The organism is Streptomyces sp. NPDC014894, from assembly GCF_043080985.1.
Classification (GTDB): domain Bacteria; phylum Actinomycetota; class Actinomycetes; order Streptomycetales; family Streptomycetaceae; genus Streptomyces.
Genome location: NZ_JBIBWD010000003.1, coordinates 564716 through 591030 on the forward strand (window position 1 = coordinate 564716; position 26315 = coordinate 591030).

The 26315-nt window shown below is 73.0% G+C and carries 24 protein-coding genes; 6 read left to right on the top strand and 18 right to left on the bottom strand.

All coding sequences use genetic code 11. The annotated features are described in order from the left end of the window. The first annotated feature begins 32 nt into the window (after positions 1-32). Positions 33-2096: a ricin-type beta-trefoil lectin domain protein gene (locus ACF089_RS10320; RefSeq protein WP_392024433.1), complete on the top strand. Its 2064-nt coding sequence runs from the start codon at positions 33-35 to the stop codon at positions 2094-2096. A 65-nt stretch (positions 2097-2161) separates the two neighbouring features. On the opposite strand, the gene ACF089_RS10325 is transcribed toward ACF089_RS10320, so the two are convergent. From ACF089_RS10325 to ACF089_RS10355, 7 genes are all read right to left on the bottom strand, one after another. After that, a complete protein-coding gene (locus ACF089_RS10325) occupies positions 2162-2950 on the bottom strand; it encodes a VOC family protein (RefSeq protein ID WP_392024436.1) in 789 nt (262 codons plus the stop codon). A 386-nt stretch (positions 2951-3336) separates the two neighbouring features. Then, on the bottom strand, positions 3337-4776 hold the full coding sequence (locus tag ACF089_RS10330) for an acyl-CoA synthetase (protein ID WP_392024439.1): 1440 nt from the start codon (positions 4774-4776) through the stop codon (positions 3337-3339). Then, positions 4773-5174: a hypothetical protein gene (locus tag ACF089_RS10335; RefSeq protein ID WP_392024441.1), complete on the bottom strand. Its 402-nt coding sequence runs from the start codon at positions 5172-5174 to the stop codon at positions 4773-4775. Before ACF089_RS10335 ends, ACF089_RS10330 begins: the two co-directional genes overlap by 4 nt. 168 nt (positions 5175-5342) lie before the next feature. After that, a complete protein-coding gene (locus ACF089_RS10340) occupies positions 5343-7007 on the bottom strand; it encodes a GAF domain-containing protein (RefSeq protein WP_392024444.1) in 1665 nt (554 codons plus the stop codon). Positions 7008-7028: 21 nt separating this feature from the next. After that, positions 7029-8072: a rod shape-determining protein gene (locus ACF089_RS10345; protein WP_392024447.1), complete on the bottom strand. Its 1044-nt coding sequence runs from the start codon at positions 8070-8072 to the stop codon at positions 7029-7031. A 323-nt stretch (positions 8073-8395) separates the two neighbouring features. Next, positions 8396-8956 (bottom strand): hypothetical protein, encoded by a 561-nt coding sequence (locus ACF089_RS10350; protein WP_392024450.1) that lies wholly within the window; start codon positions 8954-8956, stop codon positions 8396-8398. A gap of 79 nt (positions 8957-9035) precedes the next feature. Beyond that, entirely contained in the window at positions 9036-9461 is a 426-nt protein-coding gene (locus ACF089_RS10355; RefSeq protein ID WP_392024452.1) for a MarR family winged helix-turn-helix transcriptional regulator, read from the bottom strand. Between the two features lie 91 nt (positions 9462-9552). On the opposite strand from ACF089_RS10355, the gene ACF089_RS10360 reads away from it, so the two are divergent. Next, the gene (locus tag ACF089_RS10360; RefSeq protein WP_392024455.1) at positions 9553-10566 is read left to right on the top strand and encodes an NADP-dependent oxidoreductase; all 1014 of its coding nucleotides are present in this window, start codon (positions 9553-9555) and stop codon (positions 10564-10566) included. Between the two features lie 260 nt (positions 10567-10826). On the opposite strand, the gene ACF089_RS10365 is transcribed toward ACF089_RS10360, so the two are convergent. Further along, positions 10827-13391: a M14 family zinc carboxypeptidase gene (locus ACF089_RS10365; protein ID WP_392024457.1), complete on the bottom strand. Its 2565-nt coding sequence runs from the start codon at positions 13389-13391 to the stop codon at positions 10827-10829. A gap of 157 nt (positions 13392-13548) precedes the next feature. Here ACF089_RS10365 and ACF089_RS10370 point away from each other — a divergent pair, with 157 nt between their 5' ends. Further along, on the top strand, positions 13549-14550 hold the full coding sequence (locus tag ACF089_RS10370; RefSeq protein WP_392024460.1) for an EI24 domain-containing protein: 1002 nt from the start codon (positions 13549-13551) through the stop codon (positions 14548-14550). Here the strand turns inward: ACF089_RS10370 and ACF089_RS10375 are convergent. The 3 genes from ACF089_RS10375 to ACF089_RS10385 all read right to left on the bottom strand — a co-directional run bounded on the left by ACF089_RS10375 (position 14540) and on the right by ACF089_RS10385 (position 17693). Continuing rightward, on the bottom strand, positions 14540-15262 hold the full coding sequence (locus tag ACF089_RS10375; RefSeq protein WP_392024463.1) for a carbon-nitrogen hydrolase family protein: 723 nt from the start codon (positions 15260-15262) through the stop codon (positions 14540-14542). The two genes, ACF089_RS10370 and ACF089_RS10375, sit on opposite strands and share 11 nt — an antisense overlap. Before the next feature lie 115 nt (positions 15263-15377). Further along, positions 15378-16667, bottom strand: a complete 1290-nt coding sequence (locus tag ACF089_RS10380; RefSeq protein ID WP_392024465.1) for a pyroglutamyl peptidase — start codon at positions 16665-16667, stop codon at positions 15378-15380. A gap of 99 nt (positions 16668-16766) precedes the next feature. Next, entirely contained in the window at positions 16767-17693 is a 927-nt protein-coding gene (locus ACF089_RS10385) for an SGNH/GDSL hydrolase family protein (protein WP_392024468.1), read from the bottom strand. A 268-nt stretch (positions 17694-17961) separates the two neighbouring features. On the opposite strand from ACF089_RS10385, the gene ACF089_RS10390 reads away from it, so the two are divergent. Beyond that, the gene (locus tag ACF089_RS10390; RefSeq protein ID WP_392024471.1) at positions 17962-18456 is read left to right on the top strand and encodes a DUF3145 domain-containing protein; all 495 of its coding nucleotides are present in this window, start codon (positions 17962-17964) and stop codon (positions 18454-18456) included. Positions 18457-18628: 172 nt separating this feature from the next. Here the strand turns inward: ACF089_RS10390 and fabF are convergent, their stop codons facing one another. The 5 genes from fabF to ACF089_RS10415 form a co-directional block, all read right to left on the bottom strand. Further along, the gene (fabF, locus tag ACF089_RS10395) at positions 18629-19891 is read right to left on the bottom strand and encodes a beta-ketoacyl-ACP synthase II (protein ID WP_392024473.1); all 1263 of its coding nucleotides are present in this window, start codon (positions 19889-19891) and stop codon (positions 18629-18631) included. A gap of 101 nt (positions 19892-19992) precedes the next feature. After that, positions 19993-20247 (bottom strand): acyl carrier protein, encoded by a 255-nt coding sequence (locus tag ACF089_RS10400; RefSeq protein WP_250918979.1) that lies wholly within the window; start codon positions 20245-20247, stop codon positions 19993-19995. A 115-nt stretch (positions 20248-20362) separates the two neighbouring features. Continuing rightward, the gene (locus ACF089_RS10405) at positions 20363-21364 is read right to left on the bottom strand and encodes a ketoacyl-ACP synthase III (protein WP_392024477.1); all 1002 of its coding nucleotides are present in this window, start codon (positions 21362-21364) and stop codon (positions 20363-20365) included. Between the two features lie 17 nt (positions 21365-21381). Then, positions 21382-22308, bottom strand: a complete 927-nt coding sequence (locus tag ACF089_RS10410; RefSeq protein ID WP_392024780.1) for an ACP S-malonyltransferase — start codon at positions 22306-22308, stop codon at positions 21382-21384. A gap of 89 nt (positions 22309-22397) precedes the next feature. Continuing rightward, positions 22398-23582, bottom strand: coding sequence for a PucR family transcriptional regulator (locus ACF089_RS10415; protein ID WP_392024480.1), 1185 nt, complete (start codon positions 23580-23582; stop codon positions 22398-22400). A 129-nt stretch (positions 23583-23711) separates the two neighbouring features. Between ACF089_RS10415 and ACF089_RS10420 the strand changes: the two genes are divergently transcribed. Beyond that, positions 23712-24374, top strand: coding sequence for a pirin family protein (locus tag ACF089_RS10420; RefSeq protein ID WP_392024482.1), 663 nt, complete (start codon positions 23712-23714; stop codon positions 24372-24374). A gap of 26 nt (positions 24375-24400) precedes the next feature. On the opposite strand, the gene ACF089_RS10425 is transcribed toward ACF089_RS10420, so the two are convergent. Next, complete coding sequence (locus ACF089_RS10425) at positions 24401-25213, bottom strand: serine hydrolase domain-containing protein (protein WP_392024485.1); 813 nt, start codon at positions 25211-25213, stop codon at positions 24401-24403. A gap of 78 nt (positions 25214-25291) precedes the next feature. After that, positions 25292-25786: a GNAT family N-acetyltransferase gene (locus tag ACF089_RS10430; RefSeq protein WP_392024488.1), complete on the bottom strand. Its 495-nt coding sequence runs from the start codon at positions 25784-25786 to the stop codon at positions 25292-25294. A 102-nt stretch (positions 25787-25888) separates the two neighbouring features. Here ACF089_RS10430 and ACF089_RS10435 point away from each other — a divergent pair, with 102 nt between their 5' ends. Beyond that, positions 25889-26314: a MerR family transcriptional regulator gene (locus ACF089_RS10435; RefSeq protein ID WP_392024490.1), complete on the top strand. Its 426-nt coding sequence runs from the start codon at positions 25889-25891 to the stop codon at positions 26312-26314. Position 26315 lies beyond the last annotated feature (1 nt).

The window sequence follows — 26315 nt, forward strand, 5'->3', positions numbered from 1 at the left end:
CCACCGCAATGCCCTGGATGGAAAGACGTCTGATGACCAATCCCCGAAACCAGGATTCCTTCCCTCCCACCCGAACCGGCCTCGACTCCGGAGCCTCCGACGAAGGTCTCGCGGCCGCCCTGCGGGCCGCGGACGCCCCCAACGACGCCCAGCCCGTGGCCGCGCTGCTGGCCAGGCACTGGCAGCCGGTCCTCGACTACGCCGCCATCGGCACCCCGTCGGCGAAGGCCGCGGCCCTGCTGACCGCCGCCGCTTTCGCCCGAGTGCTGGAAAATCTGCGGCGCGCGCGGACGACTTCCGCGATCCGTCCGCTCCTTCTGTCGACAGCCCGGCACATCGCCAAGGCATGGGCGGCCGACGGGCGGGTCACCGCGCTCCCGGAACTCCAGAATCCGGAGACTGGCCGAACCGTACCCGTCGAGATGTTCACTCTCGCGGCGAATCGGACGCTGGTCGCCCGGGCCTTTCAGGATGTGCCGGGTTCCGCCCAATGCCTGCTCTGGCACGCCGAGGTGGAAGCCGAGGACATATCCGTACCCGCCGGTTTACTGGCGATGGATCCACGCGGCGCGGCGGCCCAGCTCGAACAGGCCCGGGAAATGCTCCGCTCGGGGATTCTGCGACTCCACCTGGAAATCGCACCTGAGTGCGAATGCCGTTACTACAATCGTCTCCTCGATGTCTCCACCCGCCGGGACGGCGAGCCGGTCCCCGATCTCCGCGCGCATCTCACCGACTGCCGCCACTGCCGATTCGCCGCCGAGCAGCTCGACCACCGCGACGGCCGGCTGGCCCTGCTCATCGCCGAGGGAATCCTCGGCTGGGCCGCGCAGCCGTATCTCGACTCCCGGCCCGCCCGCCGCAACGCCCGCTACCAGGCCAGGGCCGCCGCGTTACGGGTCGCGGTACGCCGTTCCGCCCCCCGCCCGCGCGCGGAGCGGCCGGACGACGAACGCCGTGTCGCGCCCCCGCCCGCGCCGAGGATCCCCGTACTCGCGGGGCGCGGCCGGACGGCCCTGCTCGCCGGGGTCGGGGCCGCCGCCGGACTGCTGATCGCCGCGACCGTCGTCAACGGGCTCCGCGGCGAGCCCACCGACGCCGCGGCCGCCCCCGCCGTGCCCGGCGCACGGCCCTCGGCGACCGCCGCGGCCGTCCATCCGCCCGGCCCGCTCACCACCCAGCTGCGCCACGCCGAGTCCGGTCTCTGTCTCGATCTGCACGGTGGCGCGGAGCGGGACGCCGACGCCACCACGGCCGCCTGCGCCCAGGTCGACACCCAGAAGTGGGTCTACGAGAAGGACGGCCGGCTGCGCTCCGCCGTCTCGCCCGGACTCTGTCTGAACTCCCGGGACCCGTCCGGCGCGCTCGCCCTCACCGACTGCCGGGGGAACGGCGGCCGGGAACGGTCCGGCGCCAAGGCCGTACGGTACGACCTCACCGTCCAGGGCCGGGTGATCCCCCGCTGGGACGGCGGGCTCGCCGTCGTCCCGGGCGCCCGGGGAGCGGGGGCCGATGTGGTCGTCAAGGTCCGCGACGGATCGGACGGCGAACGCTGGACGACCGGCCGGGCCCCCGCCGATCCCCCCGGCGCCGACCCCGTTCCGGAGATCGACATCGACCGAGGCCCGGACGAGGGCCAGGGGCAAGGGCAAGGGCAAGGGCAGGGACAGGGGCAGGGCTCGGGCGACCTCGGCGCCCGCGAGGTGAGGTCGTCGCCGACCGCCGAGCGGCCCGGCCGGCCGCCCGCCGGCGATCTTCCGCACCTTCCGCCCCTGCCGGGCGACCGGGAGACCTCCGGCGACGCGACCCGCACCGCCCGGTCCGAGCGGGTGTCGGGGATCAGCGACGGCCGCCGCGCCGCCCCGGCCGCCCCGGAACGCGCCGCCGACCGCGCGGAACGGCCTGCCGCGACCGGTCCGTACGCCTTCTCGGGGCCGCGCGACCGGGCGGGACTGGGCGACCGCCCGGCCCCCGCCCGCTCCGGCGAAACCTCGGGCGAAACCACGGGCGGGCCCCGGAGCGGAACCGGAAACGGAACCGAAACGGAGGGCCGGGGAGAAGGCAGAAGCGGAACCGAGGGGCGGGAGCGGGACTGACCCGAGGGCGGCCCGCGCGGCCCCGGCCGCCCGTACGCACACCGTACGGGCGGCCGGGGCGCGCCTCAGGAGAACGAGGGCGTCTCCCCGGCGCGGGACTCCAGGTCGATCACCGAGAAGGCCGCGCCCTGCGGGTCCATCACGGGGGCGAACCGTCCGAAGGGGCTGTCGTGCGGCCCGTACATCAGCCGTCCGCCGAGCCGGGTGACGGTGGCGACGGCCGCGTCCACGTCCGCCACCGCGAAGTACACATTGATGAACGGCGCGGCCTCGGCGGGGAAGTTCTCGGTCATCCGCAGCCGGCCGGCGACCGGTTCGCCGCCGATGCTCCACAGATGGAAGTCGACCCGCTCGCCCTCCATCTTCCGCACCTCGAACGGGAACACGAGCGGGAAGAAGGAGTCCGCCTTGCGCACATCACGGGTGCAGAGATCGGCCCAGGCGTACGCGCCCGGCTCACCGGTCTTCTCGAAGCCGCAGTGGGTGCCCGCCTGCCAGGCGCTGAAGTACACCCCGCTGGGGTCCCGGGCCATGACCATCCGGCCGAACTCGCCGACCGTCATCGGCTCCATCCCCAGCTCGCCGCCGTTCTCGCGGATCCTGGCGGCCGTCGAATCGGCGTCCGGGGTGGCGAAGTAGAGATTCCACGCGGCGGGTATCCCGGACTCCGGCCCGCGCGGCACCACCGCCGCCACCGCCTTGCCGTCCAGCGACGCCTGGGTGTAGTGCCCGAACTCCTCCGAACTCTCGCCGAACGTCCAGCCGAACAGCTCGCCGTAGAAGCCCTTCGCGGCCTCCAGGTCGGGGAACATCGCGTCCGCCCAGCAGGGCGTGCCTTCCGGTAGTACGGCCATGAGGCAACGCCTCCCGTCGCGAGGGAGCAGCCGGAATCGGCTGCTCCCTTCACGCTAGGCGTCGTCCGTATGTCCCGCTCGCCGAAGCCGTTCGGTATCGAACATCCTTCGAACGGAGGTGGTCGTGAGCGAGCGGGCAGGCGGTCGTGGACGGGCAGGGACGGTCACGAGCGGTCAGGGGCCGCCAGGACCGGCAGGGGCGATCGAGGCGGCCCAGAGCCGTCCCGGGCGGCCGAGACGGTCGTACGGGTGGTCAGGGCACGTCGTACGGGCGGGTCGGGGGAGCCGCCGTACGGGTGGGGCTGGGCGGGTCGGGGGAGCCGTACAGGCGGTCGGCTGTACGGGCGGGGGTGCCGTACGGGTGGCCGGGCGGGCGGCTCGGCGGGCTACGGGACCGCCAGGGCCCGCTTCATGATCTTGCCCATGTCATTGCGCGGCAGCGCGTCCAGGAACCGGACCGTCCTCGGCCGCTTGTGCGGGGCCAGCTGCGCCGCCACATGCGCCGCCAGCTCGTCCCCCGACGGCGGGGCCTGCGCGTCGGCCGCCACGATCCACGCCACCACCCGCTCGCCCAGATCCGGATCCGGCTCTCCCGTCACCGCCGCCTCCCGGACGCCCGGGTGCTCCAGCAGCGCGTTCTCGATCTCACCCGCGCCGATCTTGTAGCCACCGCTCTTGATCAGATCCGTGGCCCGGCGGCCGACGATGCGGACCGATCCCTCCGCGTCGCGCACCGCCATGTCGCCGGTGCGGAACCAGTCCCCGTCGAAGGCCGCGGCCGTCGCCTCGGGCCGGTTCAAATACTCGGTGAAGAGATTCTCGCCGCGCACCTGGACCTCGCCGATGGTCTCCCCGTCGTACGCCGTGACCGCCGCGCCGTCCTCGCCGACCAGCCGCAGCTCCACACCGCGCAGCGGCGTCCCGACCGAACCGGCCCCGGGCGGGCCGTCCACCCGGACGCTCGTGTTCATCAAGGTCTCGGTCATGCCGTACCGCTCGATCACCCGGCGGCCGGTCGCCGCCTCGATCCGCCGATGGTCGTGCAGGGGCAGCGCCGCCGACCCCGACACCAGCAGGCGGGCGCCCGTGAGCGCCTCGCGCAGCTCCGGATCGCCGTCGAGGGCCTCGGCCAGTCGGTGGTACATCGTCGGCACGCCGAAGAGCATCGTGCCGCCGTCCGCCAGCTCCCGCGCCACGCCCTCCACCGAGAACCGGCCCAGATGCCGCACCTCGCCGCCCCGGCGCAGCGGCCCGAGGACGCCCAGGATCAGCCCGTGCACATGGAACAGCGGCAGCCCGTGGACCAGGACGTCGTCGGCGGTCCACGCCCAGGCGTCCTCCAGGGCGTCCAGGGACGCGGCGACGGCCCGCCGGGGGAGCACCGCGCCCTTGGGCGGGCCGGTCGTCCCCGAGGTGTAGACGATCAGCGCGGGGGAGAGCGGCCCCAGGGCCGCGGGCAGCGGACCCGCCGTGCCGGTGACCGGGACGTCGACCCGCTGGAGCCCGTCCAGCGCGGCCGGCAGCTCGTCGCCCGGGGCGGCGAGGACCGCGACGGGGCGGCTGTCGGCGAGGATGTGGGCCAGCTCGCGCTCTCCCGTCCTCGGGTTCAGCGGCACGACGGGGACCCCGGCGAGCAGCGCGGCCACCGCGCCCACCGCCGTCTCCAGCGTCGGGGCGGCCCAGAGGGCGACCCGGGAGGCCCCGCCGATCCGTACGGCCAGGGCGCCCGCGGCGCCGGCCAACTGCCGGTAGGTCAGCGCGCGCTCGCCGAAGCGCAGGGCCGTCCGGTCCGACGCGGTGTGCAGGGCGGGGAAGAGGTCACTCACTCGTCGTACTCCGTATCCGTCCGCACGGCCCTGGCCACAGCCGTGTCCCCGCCCAGTACATCAGGGCGCGGGGAGCGGTGCTCGACGGAGCCCCGCCGCCGCTCGGAGTCCTCCTCCCGGCCCGTCCCCCGTTCCTCCTCCGGTCCCCGCTCCCGGTACCGGTCCCGCTGCTCCCGCCGGGGCTCCGAGTCCGGCCGGGGCTCCAGCTCCCGGCGCTGCTCCACACCCTGCCGGTGCTCGAAGACGGCGGGGGGCCGGTCCACCTCCAGCCACCACACCAGGGTCCCGCCGAGTGCGAGGGCCAGCAGAACGGCCAGCAGGACGGAGCCCGTCAACAGCCATCCGAGGACGGCGAGCGCCCGGGGCACGCGCCGGGGCGCGGGGGGCTCGTGGGTCATAACAGAGGCCGGTGCGTCCGGGTCTTGCCACGTGTCATCCGCATGCCCGAAGCGTAGCCAGCGCGGGCCTCCCGCAGGAGGTGTTGGCGCCCATCCGCCACAGCAGCTTCTTCCGTGCGTCGGACCCGGCACGGACCCGGATCGTCCGCCTCCCGGGCCCGGCCGTCCTCAGCGCGGTTCCTGCCAGACGACCGTGGTCCCGCGTCCGCCGCCGTCCTCGCGCACGCCGTCGTCGGTGACCCGCAGCCGCACCCCGGGCGTACCGTCGGGCAGCCGGGCCGTCGCGTCCACGTCCACCTCCACCGAGGTCACGTCCGGCCGCCGGTGGGCCGCCGCGAGCGCGCTCCGGAGCGCGGCCAGCAGCCGTTCGTCCAGGGGTTCCCGCAGCAGCGCGTCGACCGGACCGCGAAAGCGCACCGACGGGCGGAAGCCGAGCAGCGCGGCGGCCCCGGAGGCCTCCCGCAGCACCCGGCCCCGGAAGCTCGCGGGGGCGTCGGCGGGCGGCTGCTGGAGCGCGAAGATCGCCGTCCGCACCTCCTGGATGGTCGAGTCCAGCTCGTCGACCGCCCGCCCGAGCAGCTCGTCGCCCTCGCCGGCCCCCGCCGCCCTGCGCCGGGTCGACTCCAGCATCATCTCGGTGGCGAACAGCCGCTGGACGACGAGGTCGTGCAGATCGCGGGCGATCCGGTCGCGGTCCTCGAAGACCGCCAGCCGCTCGCGATTGTGCTGGGCGTCCGCGAGCACCAGCGCCAGCGCGGCCTGCGAGGCGAACTGCGTGGCCAGCAGCCGTTCCTCCGAGGTGTACGGCTCGCCGTGCCGCCGCCGGGGGAGGGCGAGGGTGCCGATCAGTCGGCCCCCGCTCTGGAGCGGCAGCATCATCGACGGGCCGAAGCGGGTGCGGACCCGTGTCGTCATCCTGGGGTCGGTCGCCGAGTCCTCGATGAAGACCGGCTCCCCGCCGAGCAGTTGCACCAGCACCGGGGAGCCCGGCGCGATGGTGGTGCCCACGATGTCGCCCGGGTCGTCCGCCGTGGACGCGGCGACGATCTCCATTCCGCCCTCGGCGGTGGGCTGGAGCACCACGCCCGCGCTCGCCCCGGCGAGCATCCGGGCCTGCTCGGCGACGGTGATGAGCGCGTCCTGCGGGTTCTTCCCGGTGAGCAGGGCGGTGGTGACGGCGGCCGCGCCCGCGATCCAGCGCTCGCGCTGGCGGGCCGTCTCGTACAGCCGGGCGTTGCCGATCGCGATCCCGGCCTGGGCGCCGAGCACCCGGAGCATCGCGAGATCCTCCTCGGTGAAGGGGCCCTCGCGTTTCTCGGAGAGGTAGAGATTGCCGAAGACCTCGTTCCGGACCCGGATCGGCACGCCGATCAGCGAGCGCATCGGGGGGTGGCCCTCGGGGACTCCCGACGAGCGGGGATCGGCCGCGAGATCGTGGACGATCAGCGCCTGGGGCTCCTGGACGAGCAGGCCCACCAGCCCGGACCCGCCGCTGGGCAGCGGGCCGATCCGGTCCCGTTCCTCCTGGCTCAGTCCGCGGGTGAAGAGTTCGGTGAGGACTCCGCGCTCCGGGTCGATGACGCCGAGCGCGCCGTAGCGGGCCCCGGCGAGTTCGGTGGCGGTGTCGACGAGGCGCTGGAGGGTGGTGGGCAGATCGAGGTCGGTGCCGACGCCGAGGACGGCTTCGAGCAGCAGCGGCAGCCGGGGTTCCGCGTCCGTCTCGGTGTCCGCATCGGTGTCCGGGCCGGTGTCCGGGCCCGCGTCCGGGACCGGGCCCGGGTCGGGTTCCGTGTCCCGCCCGTCGTCCGGCGCCGTTCCGCCCGGTCCGCTCACCGCGCCGTCTCGCCTCCGCCCTCAGTCGACCTCGGCCAGCGGGTTGAGGACCAGCGGCTGGATCTTGCCCTCCAGCATGGCACCGAGACCCAGCACCGCACAGATGTCCGGACGGTCGGCGATCTGTACGGGCATCCCGGTCGCGTCCCGCAGCATCTGGTCGAACCCGGGCAGCAGCGCGCTCCCGCCGACCATCATGATCCCGCGATCGGCGAGATCGGCGACGAGATCGGGCGGGCAGTCGCGGAGGACCTTGCCGATGCCGTCGATGACCGAGGTGAGCGGGGTGTGGATGGCGTTCCGTACGGCGGCGGTGTCCACCTGGACCGAACGGGCCAGGCCCGTGGCCACGTCCCGGCCGTGGATCTCCGTCGACTCCGGGCCGTGGGAGTGCAGGCCGTTGCTCTGCAGGGCGAGCTGGAGGGGGCGTACGGACTGGCTCGGCAGCATCAGCTCGTGCTGGGTGCGCAGATGCTGGATGACCGCGTGGTCGATGGCGTTGCCGCCCACCGGGATGCGTTCCGCGGTGACGATGGCGCCGAGGGAGAGCACCGCGATCTGGGTGGTCGCCGCCCCGCACACCATGATCATGGTCGCGGTGGGCTGCTCCACGGGGAGCCCGCAGCCGACGGCGGCGGCGATGAGGGTGTCGACCAGCTCGACCCGGCGCGCCCCCAGGCCCACCAGCGTCTCCACGGCGGCGCGCTGGGCCAGCGGATCGCTGAGGTGGGGGGTGCAGGCGGCGGCGCGCAGCCGTGGTTTGCGCCGCAGCTGGCGGCGGAGCTTCTCGCCGAGGAGATGGCGGAGCATGCGCTGCGCCATCTCGATGTCCACGACGGTGCCGCCGGAGACCGGGCGGACGACCCGGATGTATCCGGGGGTACGGCCGGTCATCTTCTCGGCGAGCGCGCCGACGGCGATGAGGGCGCCGGTACGGGTGTTCACGGCGGCGACGCTCGGCTCGTCCACGACGAGCCCCGCGCCCTTGACGAAGACCCGGGTGCGGGCGGCGCCCAGGTCGACGGCGACATGACAGCGGCGCAGCTGGTCAAGACTGACGGTCACGGCGAATCCTCCCGGGTGCGGTACCTGAGGGAATCGTCCGGCGGGGCGGGGGGCGGCGCGCGCTGGGTGGGCCGGGTGGGGGTACCTGGATCTTCTGGGCTTGTGAGGTGCGGGGTCCTGGGCGCGAGGTTTGTCCTCAAGCGCCGGACGGGCTGGGTTTGTGTGAGGTCTGTCTTCAAGCGTCGGATGGGTTGGGGGTGCGCCAGGGGCGTTCTCAAGCGCCGGCGGGCTGGGTTTGTGTGAGGTCTGTCTTCAAGCGCCGGATGGGTTGGGGGTGCGCCAAGGCCGTCCTCAAGCGTCGGGCGGGTTGAAAGGCGGTGGGGTCAGGTGAGGCGTTGGAAGAGGCCCCAGGTGAAATCGGCGATGGCTCGTTCGCCGTGGGGGAGGGTGAGGGCGAGTCGCCAGCGGGTGGGGGCGGAGCCTTCGAGCGGGGTGGCGGGGGCGAAGGCGCGGGCGGCCTCGTCGACGGTGCACGACCAGGGCGTCAGATCGTCGGCGGTGCGCAGCTCGGGCCCCGCGGCCCCGGGGGCGCGTACCAGCCACTCGTTCCACACCGCGCCGCCCTTCGCGGCCGCCAGGACCTCGAACCGCAGATCCGGCCAGAGCGGCACCGGCCACTGGAGGGCGTCGCACTCCAGATCGCCCACCGTGCGGCGGACGGAGCGCTCGGGCTCGCCGAGCACCGACCTGTAGCGGGTGAGCGCGCCCCGGCCGCGGGGCGAGCGGACCGTGGCCTGCCAGCGCCGGTTCGCCTCCCGCATCCCGGCGACGGACACCCCCAGCTCCCGGCGGGCGTCCTCGACCAGCTCGGGCCGGAAGTCGGCCATCCGGCGCAGCAGGACGAGCTGGAAGTCGAGGGGCCCCAGGGGCGCGGCGGCAGTCATACCCGTCATCCTGCCCACTCGCCGGCCCCCGATCTCCGGCCGGGTGGCTCCCGGGCCCGGCGGGCCCGGAGACGAGGTCCTAGCCCAGCATCCGGCGCAGCAGGTCCCGCAGGGTCGCCCGCTCGTCCTCGGTGAGCCCGGCCAGCGGCTCGCGGGCGAAGTCGAGCGACTCGCGCAGCCGGTTCACCGTGCTCGCGCCCTCGTCGGTCGCCGCCGCCAGCTTCACCCGGCGGTCGTGCGGATCCGCCCGGCGCTCGACGAGTCCGCGCTGCTCCAGCCGGTCCACGATGCCGGTGACGTTCGACGGCTCGCACTTCAGCCTCTGGGCTATTCGGCGCATCGGCATGGGCTCCAGGGTGAGCAGCCCCAGCAGCTTGGCCTGGGCGCCGGTCAGCGAGTGCTGGGCGGCCGCCTGCTCGTACTCGGCGTGGTAGCGCGCCACGACATCGCCGATGAGGTCGATGACTTCGAGCGTCACGGGATCGGGACGGGGACTGAGGGCCATGGTCCAGAGCCTACTTTAATACTTGACAGTATGAAATATCATCAGCATGGTTGTTTCAGATAGTGAAACATTCCTAGGAGGCAACGCGCCCATGCCCGCACTTCCCGCCACCAGCCGTGAATGGCAGCTCGTCGCCCGCCCGCTCGGCTGGCCCAAGGAGGAGGACTTCGCCCTGCGCGAGGTTCCCGTCTCCGAGCCCGGCCCGGGCCGGGTCCTCGTACGCAATCTGCACTTCTCGGTCGACCCGTACATGCGGGGACGGATGAACGACGTGAAGTCCTATCTGCCGCCGTTCGGACTCGACCGGCCCATGGAGGGCGGCGCGGTCGGCGAGGTCGTCGCCTCCGCGGCCGAGGGCTTCGCCGTCGGCGACCATGTGCTGCACAACCTCGGCTGGCGCGAGTACGCCGAGGTCCCCGCCGACCAGGCCACCAAGGTCGACGCCTCGCTCGCCCCGCTCTCCGCCTACCTCGGCGTGCTGGGCATGACCGGCCTCACCGCGTACGCCGGACTCCTGCGGTCGGCCGCCTTCCAGGAGGGCGACGCGGTCTTCGTCTCCGGCGCGGCGGGCGCGGTCGGCGGCCAGGTCGGACAGATCGCCCGGATCAAGGGCGCCTCCCGGGTCGTCGGCTCGGCCGGCTCCGACGAGAAGGTCAGGCTCCTCGTGGAGGAGTACGGCTTCGACGCGGCCTTCAACTACAAGAACGGCCCCGTCGCGGAGCAGCTCCAGCAGGCCGCGCCCGACGGCATCGACGTCTACTTCGACAACGTCGGCGGCGAGCACCTCCAGGCCGCGATCGGCGCGCTCCGGCTCCACGGCCGGGCCGCCCTCTGCGGAATGATCGCCCAGTACAACAACACCGCGCCCGAGCCGGGCCCGGACAACCTCCCCCTGGTGATCGGCAAGCGGCTGCGCCTCCAGGGCCTGCTGGTCTCCGACCACTTCGACCTCCAGGGGCAGTTCGTCCGCGATGTCGCGGGCTGGATCGCCTCCGGTGAGCTGAAGTACAAGGAGACCGTGGCCGAGGGCATCGAGCGCGGCTACGACGCGTTCGTCGGGCTGCTGCGCGGCGAGAACACCGGAAAGATGATCGTCTCGCTCTGACCGGCCGTCCCGCTCCCGCCGGGAGCCCCCGGGCCGGCCCCGGCCGAGCCCGCACAAGCCGCCGAGGGCCGCACCCCCGCACCGCGCGGGGATGCGGCCCTCGGCCGCGTACCTCGTCCGCCCACCGCCTCGGCGGACCGGCGGACTCACCGGTTCAGCCGCTCACCGGCACCAACACCGGTACCGGCTCACCAACCACCGGCCTCACCGGTACCGGCTCACCGGCACCGACACCGGTGTCGGCTCACCGGCTCACCGGCTCAGCGGGCCAGCAGCGCCCGCCCGATCTGCGAGAACACACCCTTCGGGTGGTTCCGGAACAGCGGCTCCGTACCGAAGAGCGCCACCGGCGCCCCCGCCGCCGACGTCCCGCTGACGACCGACGGCTTGCCCGCCGCGTCCGCCGGGCCGCCCGTGCCGTCGGCCTTCGCCCGCCAGTGGCCCGACACCAGCGGGTTGCCGCCGCTGCCGTAGGTCTGGTCCACCCGCACGTCCGCGCCGAGGCCGGTGAACCACACCGGCGAGTAGACGAACGAGTGGCCCGGAGCGCCGCCGGTCAGGGCGCCGCCCTGGTTGGAGACCCGCACCACGCCGTTGGCGTCGCCGTTGCCCTCCACGGCGGTGGCCTGAAGCAGCCCCGCCGCGCTCGTGAGCGCCGCGCCGTCGGCGCCCAGGCCGACCACGGTGACCCCGCTCGCCCGGAAGGCGTCGCGGGCGGCGGGCGTCAGCGACGCGTGGCTGAGACCGGCCGACACGAACAGCGCGTTCGTACCCCGCCAGTCGAAGCCCGCGTTGAGGATCGCGGTCGTCACCGGCACCACGTCGAAGCCCATCTCCCGCAGCGCGAACTGCTCGCCCGCGGTCGCCGCGGCGGCCACCCGGGTCCGCTTCAGCGGCGCGACCCCGCGCTCCTTCGTCGAGGTGAACGCCACCGAGAACCGGTCCGCGACCAGCTCAGCGTGCCGCCGCGCCGAGGAAGGCACGATCGCCGCCCCGTCAGCCGTACGCCGGACCTTCACGCCCTGCGCCAGCAGGGAGTTCACCGCCGCCAGCTCCCTGGGGTCGTCCAGCCGCAGCCGCAGGTCGCCGTGGCGGGCCACCGAGCCGGCCGGCCGCGCGGCCCGCACCGGCGTGCCCAGCACCCGCAGCTCACCGGCGACGGCCTTCTCCACCGTCGCGCCCCACAGCAGCCCGAGGCTCCACCCCGAGATGTCGTACATCGCCGACACGTCGGGACTGATGTCCCGGCCCTCGGCGAGGATCACATTGGCGATGCCCCGCTTCGGCTGGCGCATGTCCACGACATACGAACCGATCGGGTGCACCTTGCCGGCCAGCTTGAACGGCATGGCCGCCCGCTCCACCCGGACGTCGTTGGCGATCAGATGGTCCACCAGCCGGGCCGCGGCGGTGGCGCTGCGCTGACCCCGGCCGGCCGGGATGACATAGGCCCGCGGGAAGGTGGTCGTGTAGACGTCCTCCGGCCCGATCCCGGGCACGCCCGGCACCGTCTCCTCGGAGACCGGCCGCTGCGCCTCGCCCGCGTCGCCGCGCCGGAAGGTCTCGATCTGGTCGGCGATCACCGAGCCGCGGTTGGCGTCGGTGTAGTCGAGGGTGGCGCGCATCGCCGCGCCCGCGATGTCGGTGTTGATCGCGGACCGCCGGCGCAGCTCCTCCACCGGCAGCGTCTCGTACGACTGGTTGTTGACCCGCATCGGGAACTCGATGGTGTGCGAGGCCACCGCGCCCTGGAACGGCATGTACTGCGGGGTGAAGATCGGCGGCCAGTCGTCCCAGCCCTCCGTCTGGTCCCGGAAGGGGATCTCGGCGGGCTTCACACCGTCCTTGGCGTCGGTGTAGCCGAGCCCGTTGACGGCCTTCTCCATGCCGAGCGCGTTGGCGTACGAGTTCTTCAGGAAGAGGTCGTACTCGTAGTTCTCGCCGTGCGGCGGGGTGGTCGGCTCGATCAGGGTGCCGTTCACATAGCCGTGCAGATCGAGCATGACGGCGGGCTGCGTGTCGATCGCCAGCTGCCGGATGGCGCGGGACTCGGGCTGGGACGCGGTGATGAAGTCCCGGTTGAGGTCGAAGCCGTTGGCGTTCGCCCGGGTGCCGGCGACCCGGCCGTCGGGGTTGGCCGTCACATTGAGATAGACCCGGTTCTTCGCCAGCAGGCCCGCCGTCTTGGCGTCCTTGGCCTTCGCCAGCTCCTCGATGAGCTTCAGGGCCGCGTCCGTGCCCTCCCACTCGTTGCCGTGGATGTTGTTGTTGATGAAGACCGGCGTCTTGTACGCGGACTTGATCCGCTTGTCGCGGGCGGCGTCGGCGGGGGAGTTCTCGATCCGCTCCCGCATCCGCTCCTGCTCGCGGACGTCCCGCGCGCTCTCCGGCGCGGTGACGGTGACGAGGTACAGCTCGCGCCCGTTCGCCGACTTGCCGGCGACCTCGACGCTGACCCGGTCGCTCAGTCGCTGAAGCTCGTTGAGACGGGGCGCGATCGAGTGGTACGGAATGAGGCCGAGCTTTATCGACTTGTCGGCCTCATTGACGGCCGGGGACTTGAGCGTGGTGCGCCGGGGATAGCCGCGGTCCTTCGACAGGGACGGCGGGCTGTGGCGCAGGGCCTCGGCGGTGGCCGAAAGTGGAGCCTTCGCGAGGGCGGAGTCGTTGGCGCTCCGTTCCCGTGCGGGAGCGGAGCCGCCCGGCGGCACCGGCTCTCCGGGAAGGGTGGCGGCACCGGAAAGGGCGGTCGCGGGCACCGGTGCGAGCAGCACGGCGACGGCGAGCGCGGCGGTGGTGACCAGGGCGGGTCTGGATATGCCCATGCGTGAGTACCTCCGGGGGGAGCGTCGATCGTCATGACATGTATGCCGCAACGATCAGTACGCAGGGTTTACCTGGTGCGGCCGGAAACAATCAAGGGGCGTTTCCTACGAACTCGCTTCCGGAGGGCCCCGCGACCCGTCCGGATAAGGTGGTCCCATGCGTGATTTCGGGGTGGGTTTCGGCTACTTGATGAAGGGCCAGCGCTGGGTGGGCGTCCATGGCCGCTGGCTCGGTCTCGGGCTGCTGCCCGGTCTGTTGACCCTGGTGCTGTACGCGGGGGCGCTGATCGGCCTGGGCTACGGAGCGAACGATCTGGTGGGCTGGGCGACGCCGTTCGCCGACGACTGGACCTCGCCGTGGCTCGGTCTCTTCCGCGGCTTTCTGACCGCGCTGCTCTTCGTCCTGGGGCTCTTTCTGGCGGTGATCACCTTCACCGCGGTCACCCTGCTGGTGGGGCAGCCGTTCTACGAGTCGCTCTCCGAGGAGGTCGACCGCAGCGAGGGCGGCCACGTCCACGAGTCCGGGCTGCCGCTCTGGCGCGAACTGTGGATCTCCGGGCGGGACTCGCTGCGGATCGTGCTGCGGGTGGCGTGCTACGGCGTGCTGCTCTTCGCCGCCGGATTCATCCCGGTCGTCGGCCAGACCGTGGTGCCGGTGCTCGGCTTCTGCGTCACGGGCTACTTCCTCGCGGAGGAGCTGACCGCGGTCGCCCTCCAGCGGCGCGGGGTGGAGCTGAAGGAGCGGCTGGCGATGCTGAGGGGCCGCCGGATGATGACGCTGGGCTTCGGAGTGCCGCTGGCGCTGGCGTATCTGGTGCCGTTCGTGGCGGTGTTCCTGATGCCGGGCGCGGTGGCCGGGGCGACGCTGATGGTCCGCGAGCTGGCCCCGGACGCGCCCGCCGCCCCGGAGCCCGTGACCGGCGCCCCCGCCCCGGGCGCCTCCGCTCCCGCCCCCGCCGCTCAGCACTGGCCCGCCGCCCCCGGCTCGCAGGACCCGTCGTACGGCTCCCGGGGCCAGGGGTACGGCCCGCAGGGCGGCCCCGGCGGACAGCAGGGGTACGGACCCCAGCAGGGTCACGGTCCGCAGGGCGGGCCCGCCGGTCCCGGCGGCGGCCCCGGCGCTCCCGGCGGGGGCGGGAACCCCTACCTCACGAAATGATCGGCAGCTCGGCCACCGCGAGCCCGGGATCCGTCCCGCCCGCGGTGGCGAGCAGTCCGCCGTCCGGGCCCCAGACGCCGCTGTCGCCGGGGCAGTGGCCGATGTCGCTCGGTCCCACCTGGTTGGCCATGACGACGGTGAGCCCGTTCTCCCTGGCGCGGACGGGATAGACCGTCTCGAAGGAGTCGTTCCCCTCCTCCAGCACCGAGCCGGCCAGATACAGCGCGCAGCCGTCCTTCCGGGCCCGCTCGGCGAGTTCCGGGAAACGGTTGTCGTAGCAGACGGCCAGCGCGCAGCGGACGCCGTCGAGGGTGAACCGGCCGTCCTCCGTGCCCGCCGCGAACACCTCCAGCTCCACCCCGTGCAGATTCCGCTTGTCATAGCGGGCGAGCAGCGCGCCGTCGGGCCCGAGCACCAGCGAGGTGATGCCCGGCCGGCCGCCCGAGCGGTGCACGGCGGCGTTGACCACGGCGGTGGTCCCGGTCTCCCGGCACACCGCGCGGAGCGGCTCCAGCCGGGGATCGTCCTCGGTCAGCCAGAGCCCGGGGTCCCGGGCGACCAGCTCCATTCCGTATCCGGTCACGGCCAGTTCGGCGAAGACGACCAGCCGCACGCCCTGCCCGGCGGCGGAGGCGACGAGTTCCCGCATGGCGCGGACATTGGCCGCCACATCGCCGGGCACGGGGCTGAACTGGGCCGCTGCGATTCTCATACGCCCATCATCCCCGCCCCCGCCCCGCCGCCGGGCCCGGCGCACACTCCGGACCCGGCGGGCGGCCCGCACGGCGGCACGATCCCGTACGGCCGGCACGATCCCGTACGGGCGGCTACGACTCGGCCGCCGCCACCCGGATGATCTCCCGCACCTGCGCGATGATGTCCAGCCGGTTCCGCACGAAGGCCGGGTCGGTGATCTCCGTGGTGTTGCCCGCCCCGAACTCCAGCACCGGGGTGTGCACATGGCCGCCCGGCACGGTCAGCCCCAGCCGGTCCCGCAGCAGCGTCGCCCGGTAGGCGATCTCGTTCGACAGGTAGTTCCCCCCGCCGCCCTCGCGCGCGGTCGACCCCGGGGTGGGGCCGGCCGGGCTGGTCACGGGTGTCGTGCCGCCCGCCGGGATCTCCTTGACCGAGGTGTTGTCGTACACCGGGAAGCGGCCGGTGGCCGCCGCCACGATCGCGGTGTGCGGCAGCGTCGAGGAGGTCCACTGCGGCTGCGAGCCCGGGTCGGCCACCGGCACCGTCTCCGTGCGCGAGATGTTCTCGTTGTCCGGGAAGCCGCCCCGCCACGCGCCGTTCGTCCGCTCGATGTCGATCCGGCCCGGCCGGCCCTGGCTGACCGTGGTGAACAGATCGGCCCGGGACAGCTGTCCGCGCAGCGTCCGCTCCACCGAGCCGTCGGCGAAGTCCTGCCAGCGGACCGGGAAGACCGCCGTCTCGATCCGCGCCGGGCCGTCCGCCGTACGGATCACGGTCCCGTCCAGCGCCAGCGCGGCCGCGCCCGACGGATTGCTGATCCGGACGTCCCGGTCCAGGGTGAACGGGTCGAAGCCCGTCATCACGATCCGCTTGACGTCCCGGTCGCCCCGGCCCGCGCCCGCGCACCCGTCCCCGCTCTTCCGCGAGCCCGTCGGCCACATCGAGTCCTGGCCGCGCGAGGAGCGCTCCAGCCGGTCCAGCAGCCGGGCCCGCTGCCGGTCCGTCATCCCGAAGGCGGGCCGCCACTGCCGCAGCTCCTTCGTCATCCCGAGCCGCGCCCAGTACAGCGGACGGTCGTCGTCCCGGCTGAGGTCGCCCGCCGCCGGGCCGCGCCCCTGCGCCCGGTCCACCGCGCGCTTCCAGAGGCCCGCGCCATGGCGCTGCACCGCCCGCTCGGCCTGCCGGTAGGACTTCGCGTCCTTCAGCGCGCCCGCGAACCGGGGCGCGACGGTGTCGAACCCGCCGCGCCGCAGGATCTCCTGGGGAACGGCCCGGTCGAGCCGCCGCTCCTCCGCCGTCACGGTCACGGCCGCCGCCGGGTCGGGCCCGGCCGAGGCGGTGGCGGCCGGGAGGGGGCCGGTGAGGGCGAGTGGGGCCAGCAGAGCGCCGATCACCATCGAGCGGGCGCGTATCGGGGACATGGGGCGATCCTTCCGTCGGGGGGTGGCGGAAGTATCACCACATGATCACGTCCATGGCTAGGGCCGATCCCCGCCCCGCCGCCCCGCCGGTCAGCTCGGTCAGGCCGGCGGGAGGGCCGCCGTGACATTCCGGTAGGCGATCTCCGCCAGCGCGCCCTGTCCGTCCTTGCTCGGATGGAACCAGTCCCAGCGGCTGAGCAGATCCTCGCTGAAGCGGTACTCGAACACCGCGCCGCCGTCGTACCGGCAGCGCACGTCCTTGGCGCAGACCTCCCGCAGCACCCCGTTGTACGCCTTGACCCGCTCCTGGACCGAGGCCCGGCGCAGATCGGCCTTGGCGCTCAGATCCTCCGCCTCGCCCAGCATCGTGGAGCAGATGCCCAGATCCCAGATCGCCCGGCCGATCGCGTTGTCCCGGCCGGTGGACCAGAGCCGTTTGAGATCCGGCACGCTGGACACGTACACATGGGTCTTGGGCGAGGTCCGCCGCAGCTCCCGCAGCGCCTGCTGGAACGAGGCCCGGAAGTCCGCCACCGGGGTCATCAGATCCGTGGAGTCGGCGCAGGCGTCGTTCGCGCCGGCCATCACCGTCACCAGATCGGGTTTTCTGGCCGCGGCCCGGGTCATCTGCCCGCCGAGGTCGGCCATCTCGGCACCCGTCCGGGCGTAATTCCAGGAGCGCTCGGCGACGGCCGCCGGCTCGCCGAGAAGCCGGGCGGCCAGGCTGCGGACCGAGTCGTCGGTGCCGGTGGCCCAGGACGCCTCGGGGCAGTCGGAGAGCACCGCGCAGGCGTCGAAGGCGCGGGTGATGGAGTCGCCGACGGCCGCGATGGAGTCGGGGCTGCGGTCCCAGACGGGGGCCGGGGCGCGCTTCTTGGCGGGCGCGCCATTGGTCTGGGGATCGGACGACACGTCACATCCCGTGAGCGCGCCGACGGTGAGCAGTGCGGCGGCGGTCAGCGCGGCGGCACTCGCCCGCGCCCTCCCCGTCCGTGTGACGGCGTGGCCCTCGCGCTTCTCGCGCATCCCGGTTTCCCCTCCGAATCTGGCGCCCCCGAGGTCCTGCCGAGTGAAAGCTTGGTGCGTACGGCCCCCAGGACCGAGATTACGTCACCCTGTGGACGCGTACGCACGGTAGCTTTTCCCCGTCGACCCAGGGCATCGTTCCCAGAGGCTCCGACGGTTCCGGTAAATTACATCACGTCACATGCTGTCCCTTTTGTGGAGATTAACTCCTGATGCTGTTTACTGAGGCCGCTGGGAAGGCGATCCTCGTCCCACACTGGAGGTCCCGGTGACGACACGTGGCGTTCTGTACGTTCACTCCGCACCGCGCGCGCTGTGTCCGCACGTCGAATGGGCGGTCGCGGGCGTGCTCGGTGTCAGGGTCCAGCTCGACTGGATCCGTCAGCCCGCCTCGCCGGGCACCTGGAGAGCGGAGTTCTCCTGGCAGGGCCGGGTGGGCACCGCGTCCCAGCTCGCCTCCGCGCTGCGCGGCTGGCATCTGCTGCGCTTCGAGGTCACCTCGGAGCCGTGCGCCACGGCGGAGGGCGAGCGCTACAGCGCCACCCCCGACCTCGGCATCTTCCACGCGGTCACCGGGATGCACGGCGACATCCTGATCCCGGAGGACCGGCTGCGGGCCGCTCTGCTGAGGGCGGCCCAGGGCGAGACGGATCTCGCGGCCGAGATCGAGAAACTGCTCGGCAAGCCGTGGGACGACGAACTGGAGACCTTCCGCCACGCGGGCGAGGGCGCGCCGGTCCGCTGGCTCCACCAGGTGGTCTGACCCGCCGCGCGGGCCCCGCCCCGGCGTTCGTACGGAAAACGCCCCCGGCCGCGGCACGGCGAACCCCGGGCCGCGCTACGGAACATGTACCGGCCGCGCTACGGAGAACGGGTGAGGCCCGTGTCCCCCGCCAGAGGGACACGGGCCTCATCCGTTCAGACGTGCTCGGACCTCAGACCGTGCGGAACGCCAGCACCACGTTGTGGCCGCCGAACCCGAACGAGTTGTTGATCGCCGCGATCGTGCCCTGCGGCAGCGGCCTCGGCTCGCCGCGCACGATGTCCGCGTCGACCGCCTCGTCCAGATCGTCCACATTGATCGTCGGGGGCGCGACCCGGTGGTACAGCGCGAGCACCGTCGCCACGGTCTCGATGCCGCCCGCGCCGCCCAGCAGATGACCGGTCATCGACTTGGTCGCGGAGACCGCGACATGGTCCAGATCGTCGCCGAGCACCTGCCGCAGCGCCTTCACCTCGGCCACGTCGCCCAGCGGCGTGGAAGTGGCGTGCGCGTTGAGATGCGCGATCTGGTCCGGCTTGAGATCCGTCGTCTCCAGCAGGTGACGCATCGCCGCGGCGATGCCGCGGCCCTCGGGCTCCGGCTGCGCGATGTGGTGGCTGTCCGCGGACAGACCCTGGCCCAGCACCTCGCAGTAGACCCGCGCGCCGCGCCGGGCCGCGAACTCGGCCGACTCCAGGACGACCACGCCGGCACCCTCGCCCAGGACGAAACCGTCCCGGCCCTTGTCGTAGGGGCGCGAGGCCTTCTCGGGCTCGTCGTTGTTCTTCGACATCGCCATCATGTTGGCGAACGCCGCCACCGGCAGCGGGTGGATGGCCGCCTCCGTACCGCCGGCGATCACCACATCGGCGCGCCCGTTGCGGATCATCTCCACGGCGTAGCCGATGGCCTCCGCGCCCGAGGCGCACGCGGACACCATGGCGTGCACGCCCGCCTGGGCGTTCACCTCCAGGCCCACATTGGCCGAGGGGCCGTTCGGCATGAGCATGGGCACGGTGTGCGGGGAGACCCGCCGCGAGCCCTTCTCCTTCAGTACGTCGTACTGGTCCAGCAGAGTCGTCACGCCGCCGATGCCCGACGCGATCACCGCGCCGAGCCGGGTCGGCTCGATCTTCTCGTCCTCACCGGCGGGGGCGGTGTAGCCGGCGTCGGCCCACGCCTCCCGCGCGGCGATCAGCGCGAACTGCGCCGACCGGTCCAGCTTGCGGGCGAGCGGCCGGGGCAGAACCTCACTCGGGTCGACCGCCGCACGAGCGGCGATCTTCACCGGGAGTTCGGCGAAGCGCTCGTCGTCCAGGAGCCTGGCTCCCGAACGCCCGGCGAGCATGCCCTCCCAGGTCGATGCGCTGTCGCCACCCAACGGTGTGGTTGCGCCGATACCGGTGACGACCACAATGCGATTGGTCGAGTCCACAGGAATTCATTCTCCACGTGTAGGGGGTGCTGAATATGCACGGCGCCACCGGCAGGTGGCGACAAGCGCGCCTGAGCCCTCAGGCCCAAAGACCCGAGCGGCTACTTCGCGACCTGGTGCTTGGCGATGTAGTCCGCGGCGTCGCCGACGGTCTTCAGGTTCTTGACGTCGTCGTCCGGGATCTTCACGTCGAAGCGCTCTTCGGCGGCGACGACGACCTCGACCATGGACAGCGAGTCGACATCCAGGTCATCGGTGAAGGACTTGTCCAGCTGGACGTCCTCGACCGGGATGCCGGCGATCTCGTTGACGATCTCCGCGAGACCGGAAACGATCTCTTCCTGCGTGGCGGCCATAGTGGCGCTCCTTCGATTCTGTAACAGAGAGTGAGGCTTCCGGGGAATCCGGCTGCCGCTCCGGGGAAACCGGCCCGGAGTCCGGTCGGGGAACCGGCCCGGACGATCCGGTCGACTAGGGGAGGGTAACGACCGTTGCCGCGTAGACGAGACCCGCCCCGAAGCCGATGACGAGCGCCGTGTCGCCGCTCTTGGCCTGCCCGGTCGCCAGAAGCCGCTCCATCGCGAGCGGGATCGAGGCGGCCGAGGTGTTGCCGGTGGTCTCCACATCACGGGCGACCGTGACATGGTCCGGCAGCTTCAGAGTCTTCACCATCGAGTCGATGATCCGCATATTGGCCTGGTGCGGGATGAAGACGTCCAGGTCGTCCGCGCTGATCCCGGCCGCGTCCAGCGCCTGCTGGGCGACCTTCGCCATCTCGAACACGGCCCAGCGGAAGACCGCCTGGCCCTCCTGAGTGATCGCGGGGAACCGCTCCACCGGGCCGTCGCGGTAGTCGGTCCACGCCACGGTCTGGGTGATGGTGTCGGACTTGTCGCCCTCCGAGCCCCACACCGTCGGGCCGATCATCGGCTCCTTGGCGGGGCCCACCACGACGGCGCCCGCGCCGTCGCCGAAGAGGAAGGCCGTCGCCCGGTCCTCCAGATCGGTCAGGTCGCTCAGCCGCTCCACGCCGATGACGAGGACGTACTCCGCCGAGCCGTCGGTGACCATGCCCTTGGCGAGGGTCAGTCCGTAGCCGAAGCCGGCGCAGCCCGCCGAGACGTCGAACGCGGCCGGCTTGACCGCGCCGATCTTGTCCGCGATCTCGGTGGCCACCGCGGGCGTCTGCTTGAAGTGCGAGACCGTGGCGACGATCACACCGCCGATCTGCTGCGGGGTCACCCCGGCGTCCGCGATCGCCTTGCCCGCCGCCTCCACGGACATCGCGCTCACGGTCTCCTCGTCGGAGGCCCAGTGACGCGTGGCGATGCCGGAGCGGGAGCGGATCCACTCGTCGGAGGAGTCGATCGTCTCGAGGATCACCTCGTTCGGCACGACCCGGGTGGGACGGTAGCCGCCCACACCCATGATCCGTGCGTACGGAGCGCCCTTGCTGGGCTTGATCTTCGCCATCTCTACGGCTCTCCTTGTCAGGCTGCGTCAGCTGCTGAGTGCTCGGCGACGAGAGTGCGGGCCGCTTCGAGATCGTCCGGGGTCTTCAGCGCCAGCGTCTTCACACCGGGCAGCGCGCGCTTGGCGATGCCGGTGAGCGTGCCGCCGGGGCAGACTTCGAGCAGCGCGGTGACGCCACGCGCGGCGAAGGTCTCCATGCACAGGTCCCAGCGCACCGGATTGGCCACCTGGCCCACCAGCCGCGCGACGACCTCGTCGCCCGAGGCGACGACGGCGCCGTCCTTGTTGGAGACGTACGGGATCGACGGGTCGGCCACCGTCAGCTCGGCGGCGCGGGCCCTCAGCGCGGTGACGGCCGGGGCCATGTGCTCGGTGTGGAACGCCCCGGCCACCTTCAGCGCGACGACCCTGCGGACGCCCTCCGGCTTGTCCTCCGCCAGCGCGGCCAGCTGTCCGGCGGTGCCCGCGGCCACGATCTGGCCGGCGCCGTTGACATTGGCCGCGGTCAGGCCGAGTCCTTCGAGATGGGCCACGACCTGCTCGGGCTCGCCGCCCAGCAGGGCGGCCATGCCGGTCTCGGCGGCCGCGGCGGCCTCGGCCATCGCCAGCCCCCGGCCGCGCACGAAGCCGAGCGCGGACACCTCGTCCAGCACTCCGGCGAAGACGGCGGCGGTGATCTCGCCGACGCTGTGCCCCGCGACGGCGTCCGGAGCGGCCCCGCCCAGCTCGGCGGCGGCCAGCAGACCGGCCGCGACCAGCAGGGGCTGGGCCACGGCGGTGTCACGGATCTCGTCCGCGTCGGCCTTGGTGCCGTAGTGGGCGAGATCGAGATCGATGGCGTCCGACCAGGCGGCGACCCGGTCGGCGGCACCGGGGAGGTCGAGCCAGGGAGTCAGGAAGCCGGGCGTCTGAGCGCCTTGGCCGGGAGCGACGAGTACGAGCACTCTCACACTCTCTCTTGTGTACGGCCCCGGCCGCCCGTGGGGACAGGGACGAAGAACCGACAGGGGAATTGTTGGTGTCCCACAAAAGTCTAGGACTGCGGATCTCCGTCGGCCAAGCGTCCGAGGATGAGGGCGATTCGCAGAGTGAACGCGGAGCGTACATCGGAGGGTGACCATCCGGTGACGTCTGTCACACGTCGTAGCCGGTAGCGCACGGTGTTGGGGTGAACAAACAACATTCGTGCCGCGCCTTCGAGACTGCTGGCCTGTTCCAGATAGACACTGAGGGTTTCCAGCAGCGCCGATCCCGCCTCCTCCAGCGGTCTGTAGATCTCCTCCACCAGCTGATCGCGAGCCGCCGGGTCGGCGGCGATCGCCCGCTCCGGCAGAAGATCGTCCGCCAGGACCGGTCGCGGAGCATCCTGCCATGCCGAGCACGCCTTCAGCCCGGCCGCCGCCGCCTGCGCCGACTTGGTGGCGGCCAGCAGATCGGGCACCACGGGGCCCGCGACCACCGGTCCGGCCGCATACGGCCCGATCAGGGCCTTCGCGACCTGGAGCGGATTGTCGCTGCCGCCCGCGATGACGACCAGCCGGTCGCCGAGCACCCCCGTCAGCACCTGGAGCTTGGCGTGCCGGGCGGCGCGCCGGATCGCCTCCACCGTCAGCTCGCTGTCGCCGTCGGGCGCGGTGCCGAGGATGACGCTGACATTGTCGGGCGAACTCCAGCCCAGCGCGGCGGCCCGGGAGACCGCGCCCTCGTCCGCCTCGCCGGAGAGCACGGCGTTCACCACGAGTGACTCCAGCCGGGCGTCCCACGCCCCCCGGGCCTCGGCGGCCTGGGCGTACACCTGTGCGGTCGCGAAGGCGATCTCCCGGGCGTAGACCAGCAGCGCCTCCCGCAGCACCGACTCGTCGCCGGGGGCGGCGACCTCCTCGATGGCGGTCTCCATGACCTCGATGGTGGTGCGCACCATCTCCACGGTCTGGCGCAGGGTGATCGCCCGGGTCAGCTCGCGCGGAGCCGTGCCGAAGACGTCGGTCGAGATCGCCTGCGGGGTGTCCGGATGCCGGAACCACTCGGTGAACGCGGCGATGCCGGCCTGGGCGACCAGACCGATCCACGACCGGTTCTCCGGTGGCATCGCCCGGTACCAGGGCAGCGTCTCGTCCATGCGCGCGATGGCGTTGGCGGCGAGCCGGCCGGAAGACTGCTCCAGTCGGCGCAGGGTCGCGGAGTGCGGGTGGGCGTCGTTCGTTGCGGGTTCGGGCACGGGGACAAGAGTGCCTTATCAGGACGGCGGAGCTGAGTGCCGGGGTTCGTAGCCGGGGACGCCGGACGCCGGCGTCCCCCGCCGGGCCCGGGGCCCGGGGCGGCGTCCGGCGTGACCTACCGTGGGGGCGTGATTGACGTACGCCGCTCCGCCGACCGCTACCGGGGCGGTGAGCCCGGCTCGGGCATCGACACCCGGCACGCCTTCTCCTTCGGCCCCCACTACGACCCCGACAACCTCCGTTTCGGCGCGCTCGTCGCCTGCAACGAGGAACGGCTCGCACCGGGCGCGGGCTTCGGCGAACACCCGCACAGCCACACCGAGATCGTCACCTGGGTCGCCGAGGGCGAGCTGACCCACCGCGACTCGGCGGGCCACTCCACCGTCGTGCGCCCCGGGGATCTTCAGCGCCTCAGCGCCGCCGCCGGGATCCGCCACGAGGAGCGCAACGAGGGGCCCGGTCCGCTGGTCTTCGTCCAGATGTGGCTCGCCCCGCTGGAGCCCGGCGGAGTTCCCTCGTACGAGGTGGTGCGCGGCCTGGGCGAGGACGCGCCGTATCGGCTGCCCGGCGCGGGCGCGGTGCTCCGTCTGCGCCGGCCGGCCGAGGGGGAGGGGGCGGAGCTGCCGTCGGCCCCCGCCGTCTACGTCCATGTGGTCCGCGGCCGGGTGCGGCTGGCGGGCGAGGAGCTGGGGCCGGGGGACTCGGCCCGGATCACCGGCGGCGCGGGACCGGAGCTGACCGGCGCCGGGCCGGGGGCGGCGGAGGTCCTGGTCTGGGAGACCCCGGCCTGAGCGGCGGCGCGCCGGGGATCCCCGGCTCAGCGCAGCTCGGCCAGGACCGCGTCCGTGAACGGGGGCCACGCCTCGATCGCCCACGGCCCGAATGCCCGGTCGGTGAGCGCGACACAGGCCGCCCCCGCGTCCGGGTCGATCCACAGGAACGTGCCCGACTGGCCGAAGTGCCCGAAGGTGCGCGGCGAGGACGAACTCCCCGTCCAGTGCGGCGACTTGGCGTCCCGGATCTCGAAGCCGAGCCCCCAGTCGTTCGGCCGCTGGCGTCCGTAGCCGGGCAGCAGACCGTCCAGCCCGGGATGGACGACCGTCATCGCGGTCAGGACCGTCCGCGGGTCGAGCAGCCGGGGCGACTGCACCTCGGCCGCGAACAGCGCCAGATCCGCGGCCGTCGAGACGCCGTCCTTCGCCGCCGAGCCCTCCAGCGTCGTGGACGTCATGCCCAGCGGCTCCAGCACCGCCTGGTGCAGATACCGCTCGAAGGGGATGCCCGTCGCGCGGGCGATGTGGTCCGCCAGCGCCTCGAAGCCCGCGTTGGAGTAGGTGCGGCGCTCCCCCGGGGCCGAGACCGCCCGGTGCTCGTCATAGGCCAGCCCCGAGGTGTGCGCGAGCAGATGGCGCACCGTGGAGCCCTCCGGCCCGGCCGGCTCGTCCAGCTCGACGGCGCCCTCCTCGTAGGCGACGAGCGCCGCGTACGCCGCCAGCGGCTTGGTCACCGAGGCGAGCGGGAAGCGGTGCCCGAGGGGCCCGTGCGTCCCGGCGACGGCGCCGTCCGCGCGTACGACGGCCGCCGCCGCGGTGGTCACGGGCCACTTCTCGATCAACGCCAGGCTCTCCATGCGTACGAGCCTAAAGCCTGCCCCCTGACCGGCCCGAGCAGGGGGACGCCCCCGGACCTGCCCGGTACTGCCCCGCCCCTACGCCGGGGCGGGGTCGCGGAGGGCGAGCCGCATCGCCGGGTCGGGGGTGCGGACGAAGCCCAGGGAGACGTAGAGCGGCTCCGCCTGGGGCGAGGCCCGCAGATTGACCTTGTCCACACCGCGCTCGCGGAACCAGCCGAGGAGCCCGTCCATACAGGCCCGCGAGTGGCCCCGGCGGCGCCGGTCGGGGTCGGTGGCGACGCTGAAGACATAGCCGCTGACCCCGTCCGGGTCGCCGGGGCCGCCGAGCCGGTAGTCGACCGTGCCGACCGCGCAGGCGGCCAGCCCGCCGCCGGGGCGGTCCACGACGAACGCCGCCAGCTCCTCGCCGCGTTCGGCGAGCCGGGTCCGCAGCGTGGCCGCGGCGGCCGGCTGCCAGCCGGTGTCGGCCGCCTTCCCCCCGTACGAGTCGAGCATCACCTGACGCAGACGGATCAGCTCCTCGGCGTCCTCGGGCGTCGCACGGCGGGCGGTACCGCGGGTCTCAGTCATGATCGGCAGGCTAGAGCGAGTCCCGGGGCGCGGCCACGGGTTTCCGCCGTAACGGCGCTTCCGCTTGCTTGGAGCGCACTCCAGGGTTTTAGCGTTGACGGTATGACGCTGACCGAGAGCAGTAGCCGTGCGCTCCCTCGCCCCGAAGGGCAGGACCGCTACACGATCAGCGAGGTCGCCGCCCACACCGGGCTCAGCGCGCACACCCTGCGCTGGTACGAGCGGATCGGGCTGATGCCCCATGTCGACAGGTCGCACACCGGACAGCGGCGCTTCACCAACCGCGATCTGGAGTGGCTGGCCTTCGTCGGCAAACTGCGGCTCACCGGGATGCCGGTCGCGGACATGGTCCGCTTCGCGGAGCTGACCCGCGAGGGATGGCACACCGCCGGGGCGCGGCGCGAGCTGCTCGTCCGGACCCGGGGCGATGTGCTCGGCCGGATCGCCGAGCTTCAGGACACCCTCGCCGTGCTCGACCACAAGATCGAGATCTATTCGGACGCGATGCAGACATCGCCCGAGAACTAAG

Excerpts from the sequence above, each read along its gene's own strand:
- ACF089_RS10320 (WP_392024433.1), top strand. The coding sequence starts at position 33 with ATGACCAATCCCCGAAACCAGGATTCCTTCCCTCCCACCCGAACCGGC.
- ACF089_RS10325 (WP_392024436.1), bottom strand. The coding sequence starts at position 2,950 with ATGGCCGTACTACCGGAAGGCACGCCCTGCTGGGCGGACGCGATGTTC.
- ACF089_RS10335 (WP_392024441.1), bottom strand. The coding sequence starts at position 5,174 with ATGACCCACGAGCCCCCCGCGCCCCGGCGCGTGCCCCGGGCGCTCGCC.
- ACF089_RS10350 (WP_392024450.1), bottom strand. The coding sequence starts at position 8,956 with ATGACTGCCGCCGCGCCCCTGGGGCCCCTCGACTTCCAGCTCGTCCTG.
- ACF089_RS10355 (WP_392024452.1), bottom strand. The coding sequence starts at position 9,461 with ATGGCCCTCAGTCCCCGTCCCGATCCCGTGACGCTCGAAGTCATCGAC.
- ACF089_RS10360 (WP_392024455.1), top strand. The coding sequence starts at position 9,553 with ATGCCCGCACTTCCCGCCACCAGCCGTGAATGGCAGCTCGTCGCCCGC.
- ACF089_RS10365 (WP_392024457.1), bottom strand. The coding sequence starts at position 13,391 with ATGGGCATATCCAGACCCGCCCTGGTCACCACCGCCGCGCTCGCCGTC.
- ACF089_RS10370 (WP_392024460.1), top strand. The coding sequence starts at position 13,549 with ATGCGTGATTTCGGGGTGGGTTTCGGCTACTTGATGAAGGGCCAGCGC.
- ACF089_RS10375 (WP_392024463.1), bottom strand. The coding sequence starts at position 15,262 with ATGAGAATCGCAGCGGCCCAGTTCAGCCCCGTGCCCGGCGATGTGGCG.
- ACF089_RS10380 (WP_392024465.1), bottom strand. The coding sequence starts at position 16,667 with ATGTCCCCGATACGCGCCCGCTCGATGGTGATCGGCGCTCTGCTGGCC.
- ACF089_RS10385 (WP_392024468.1), bottom strand. The coding sequence starts at position 17,693 with ATGCGCGAGAAGCGCGAGGGCCACGCCGTCACACGGACGGGGAGGGCG.
- ACF089_RS10400 (WP_250918979.1), bottom strand. The coding sequence starts at position 20,247 with ATGGCCGCCACGCAGGAAGAGATCGTTTCCGGTCTCGCGGAGATCGTC.
- ACF089_RS10405 (WP_392024477.1), bottom strand. The coding sequence starts at position 21,364 with ATGGCGAAGATCAAGCCCAGCAAGGGCGCTCCGTACGCACGGATCATG.
- ACF089_RS10425 (WP_392024485.1), bottom strand. The coding sequence starts at position 25,213 with ATGGAGAGCCTGGCGTTGATCGAGAAGTGGCCCGTGACCACCGCGGCG.
- ACF089_RS10430 (WP_392024488.1), bottom strand. The coding sequence starts at position 25,786 with ATGACTGAGACCCGCGGTACCGCCCGCCGTGCGACGCCCGAGGACGCC.
- ACF089_RS10435 (WP_392024490.1), top strand. The coding sequence starts at position 25,889 with ATGACGCTGACCGAGAGCAGTAGCCGTGCGCTCCCTCGCCCCGAAGGG.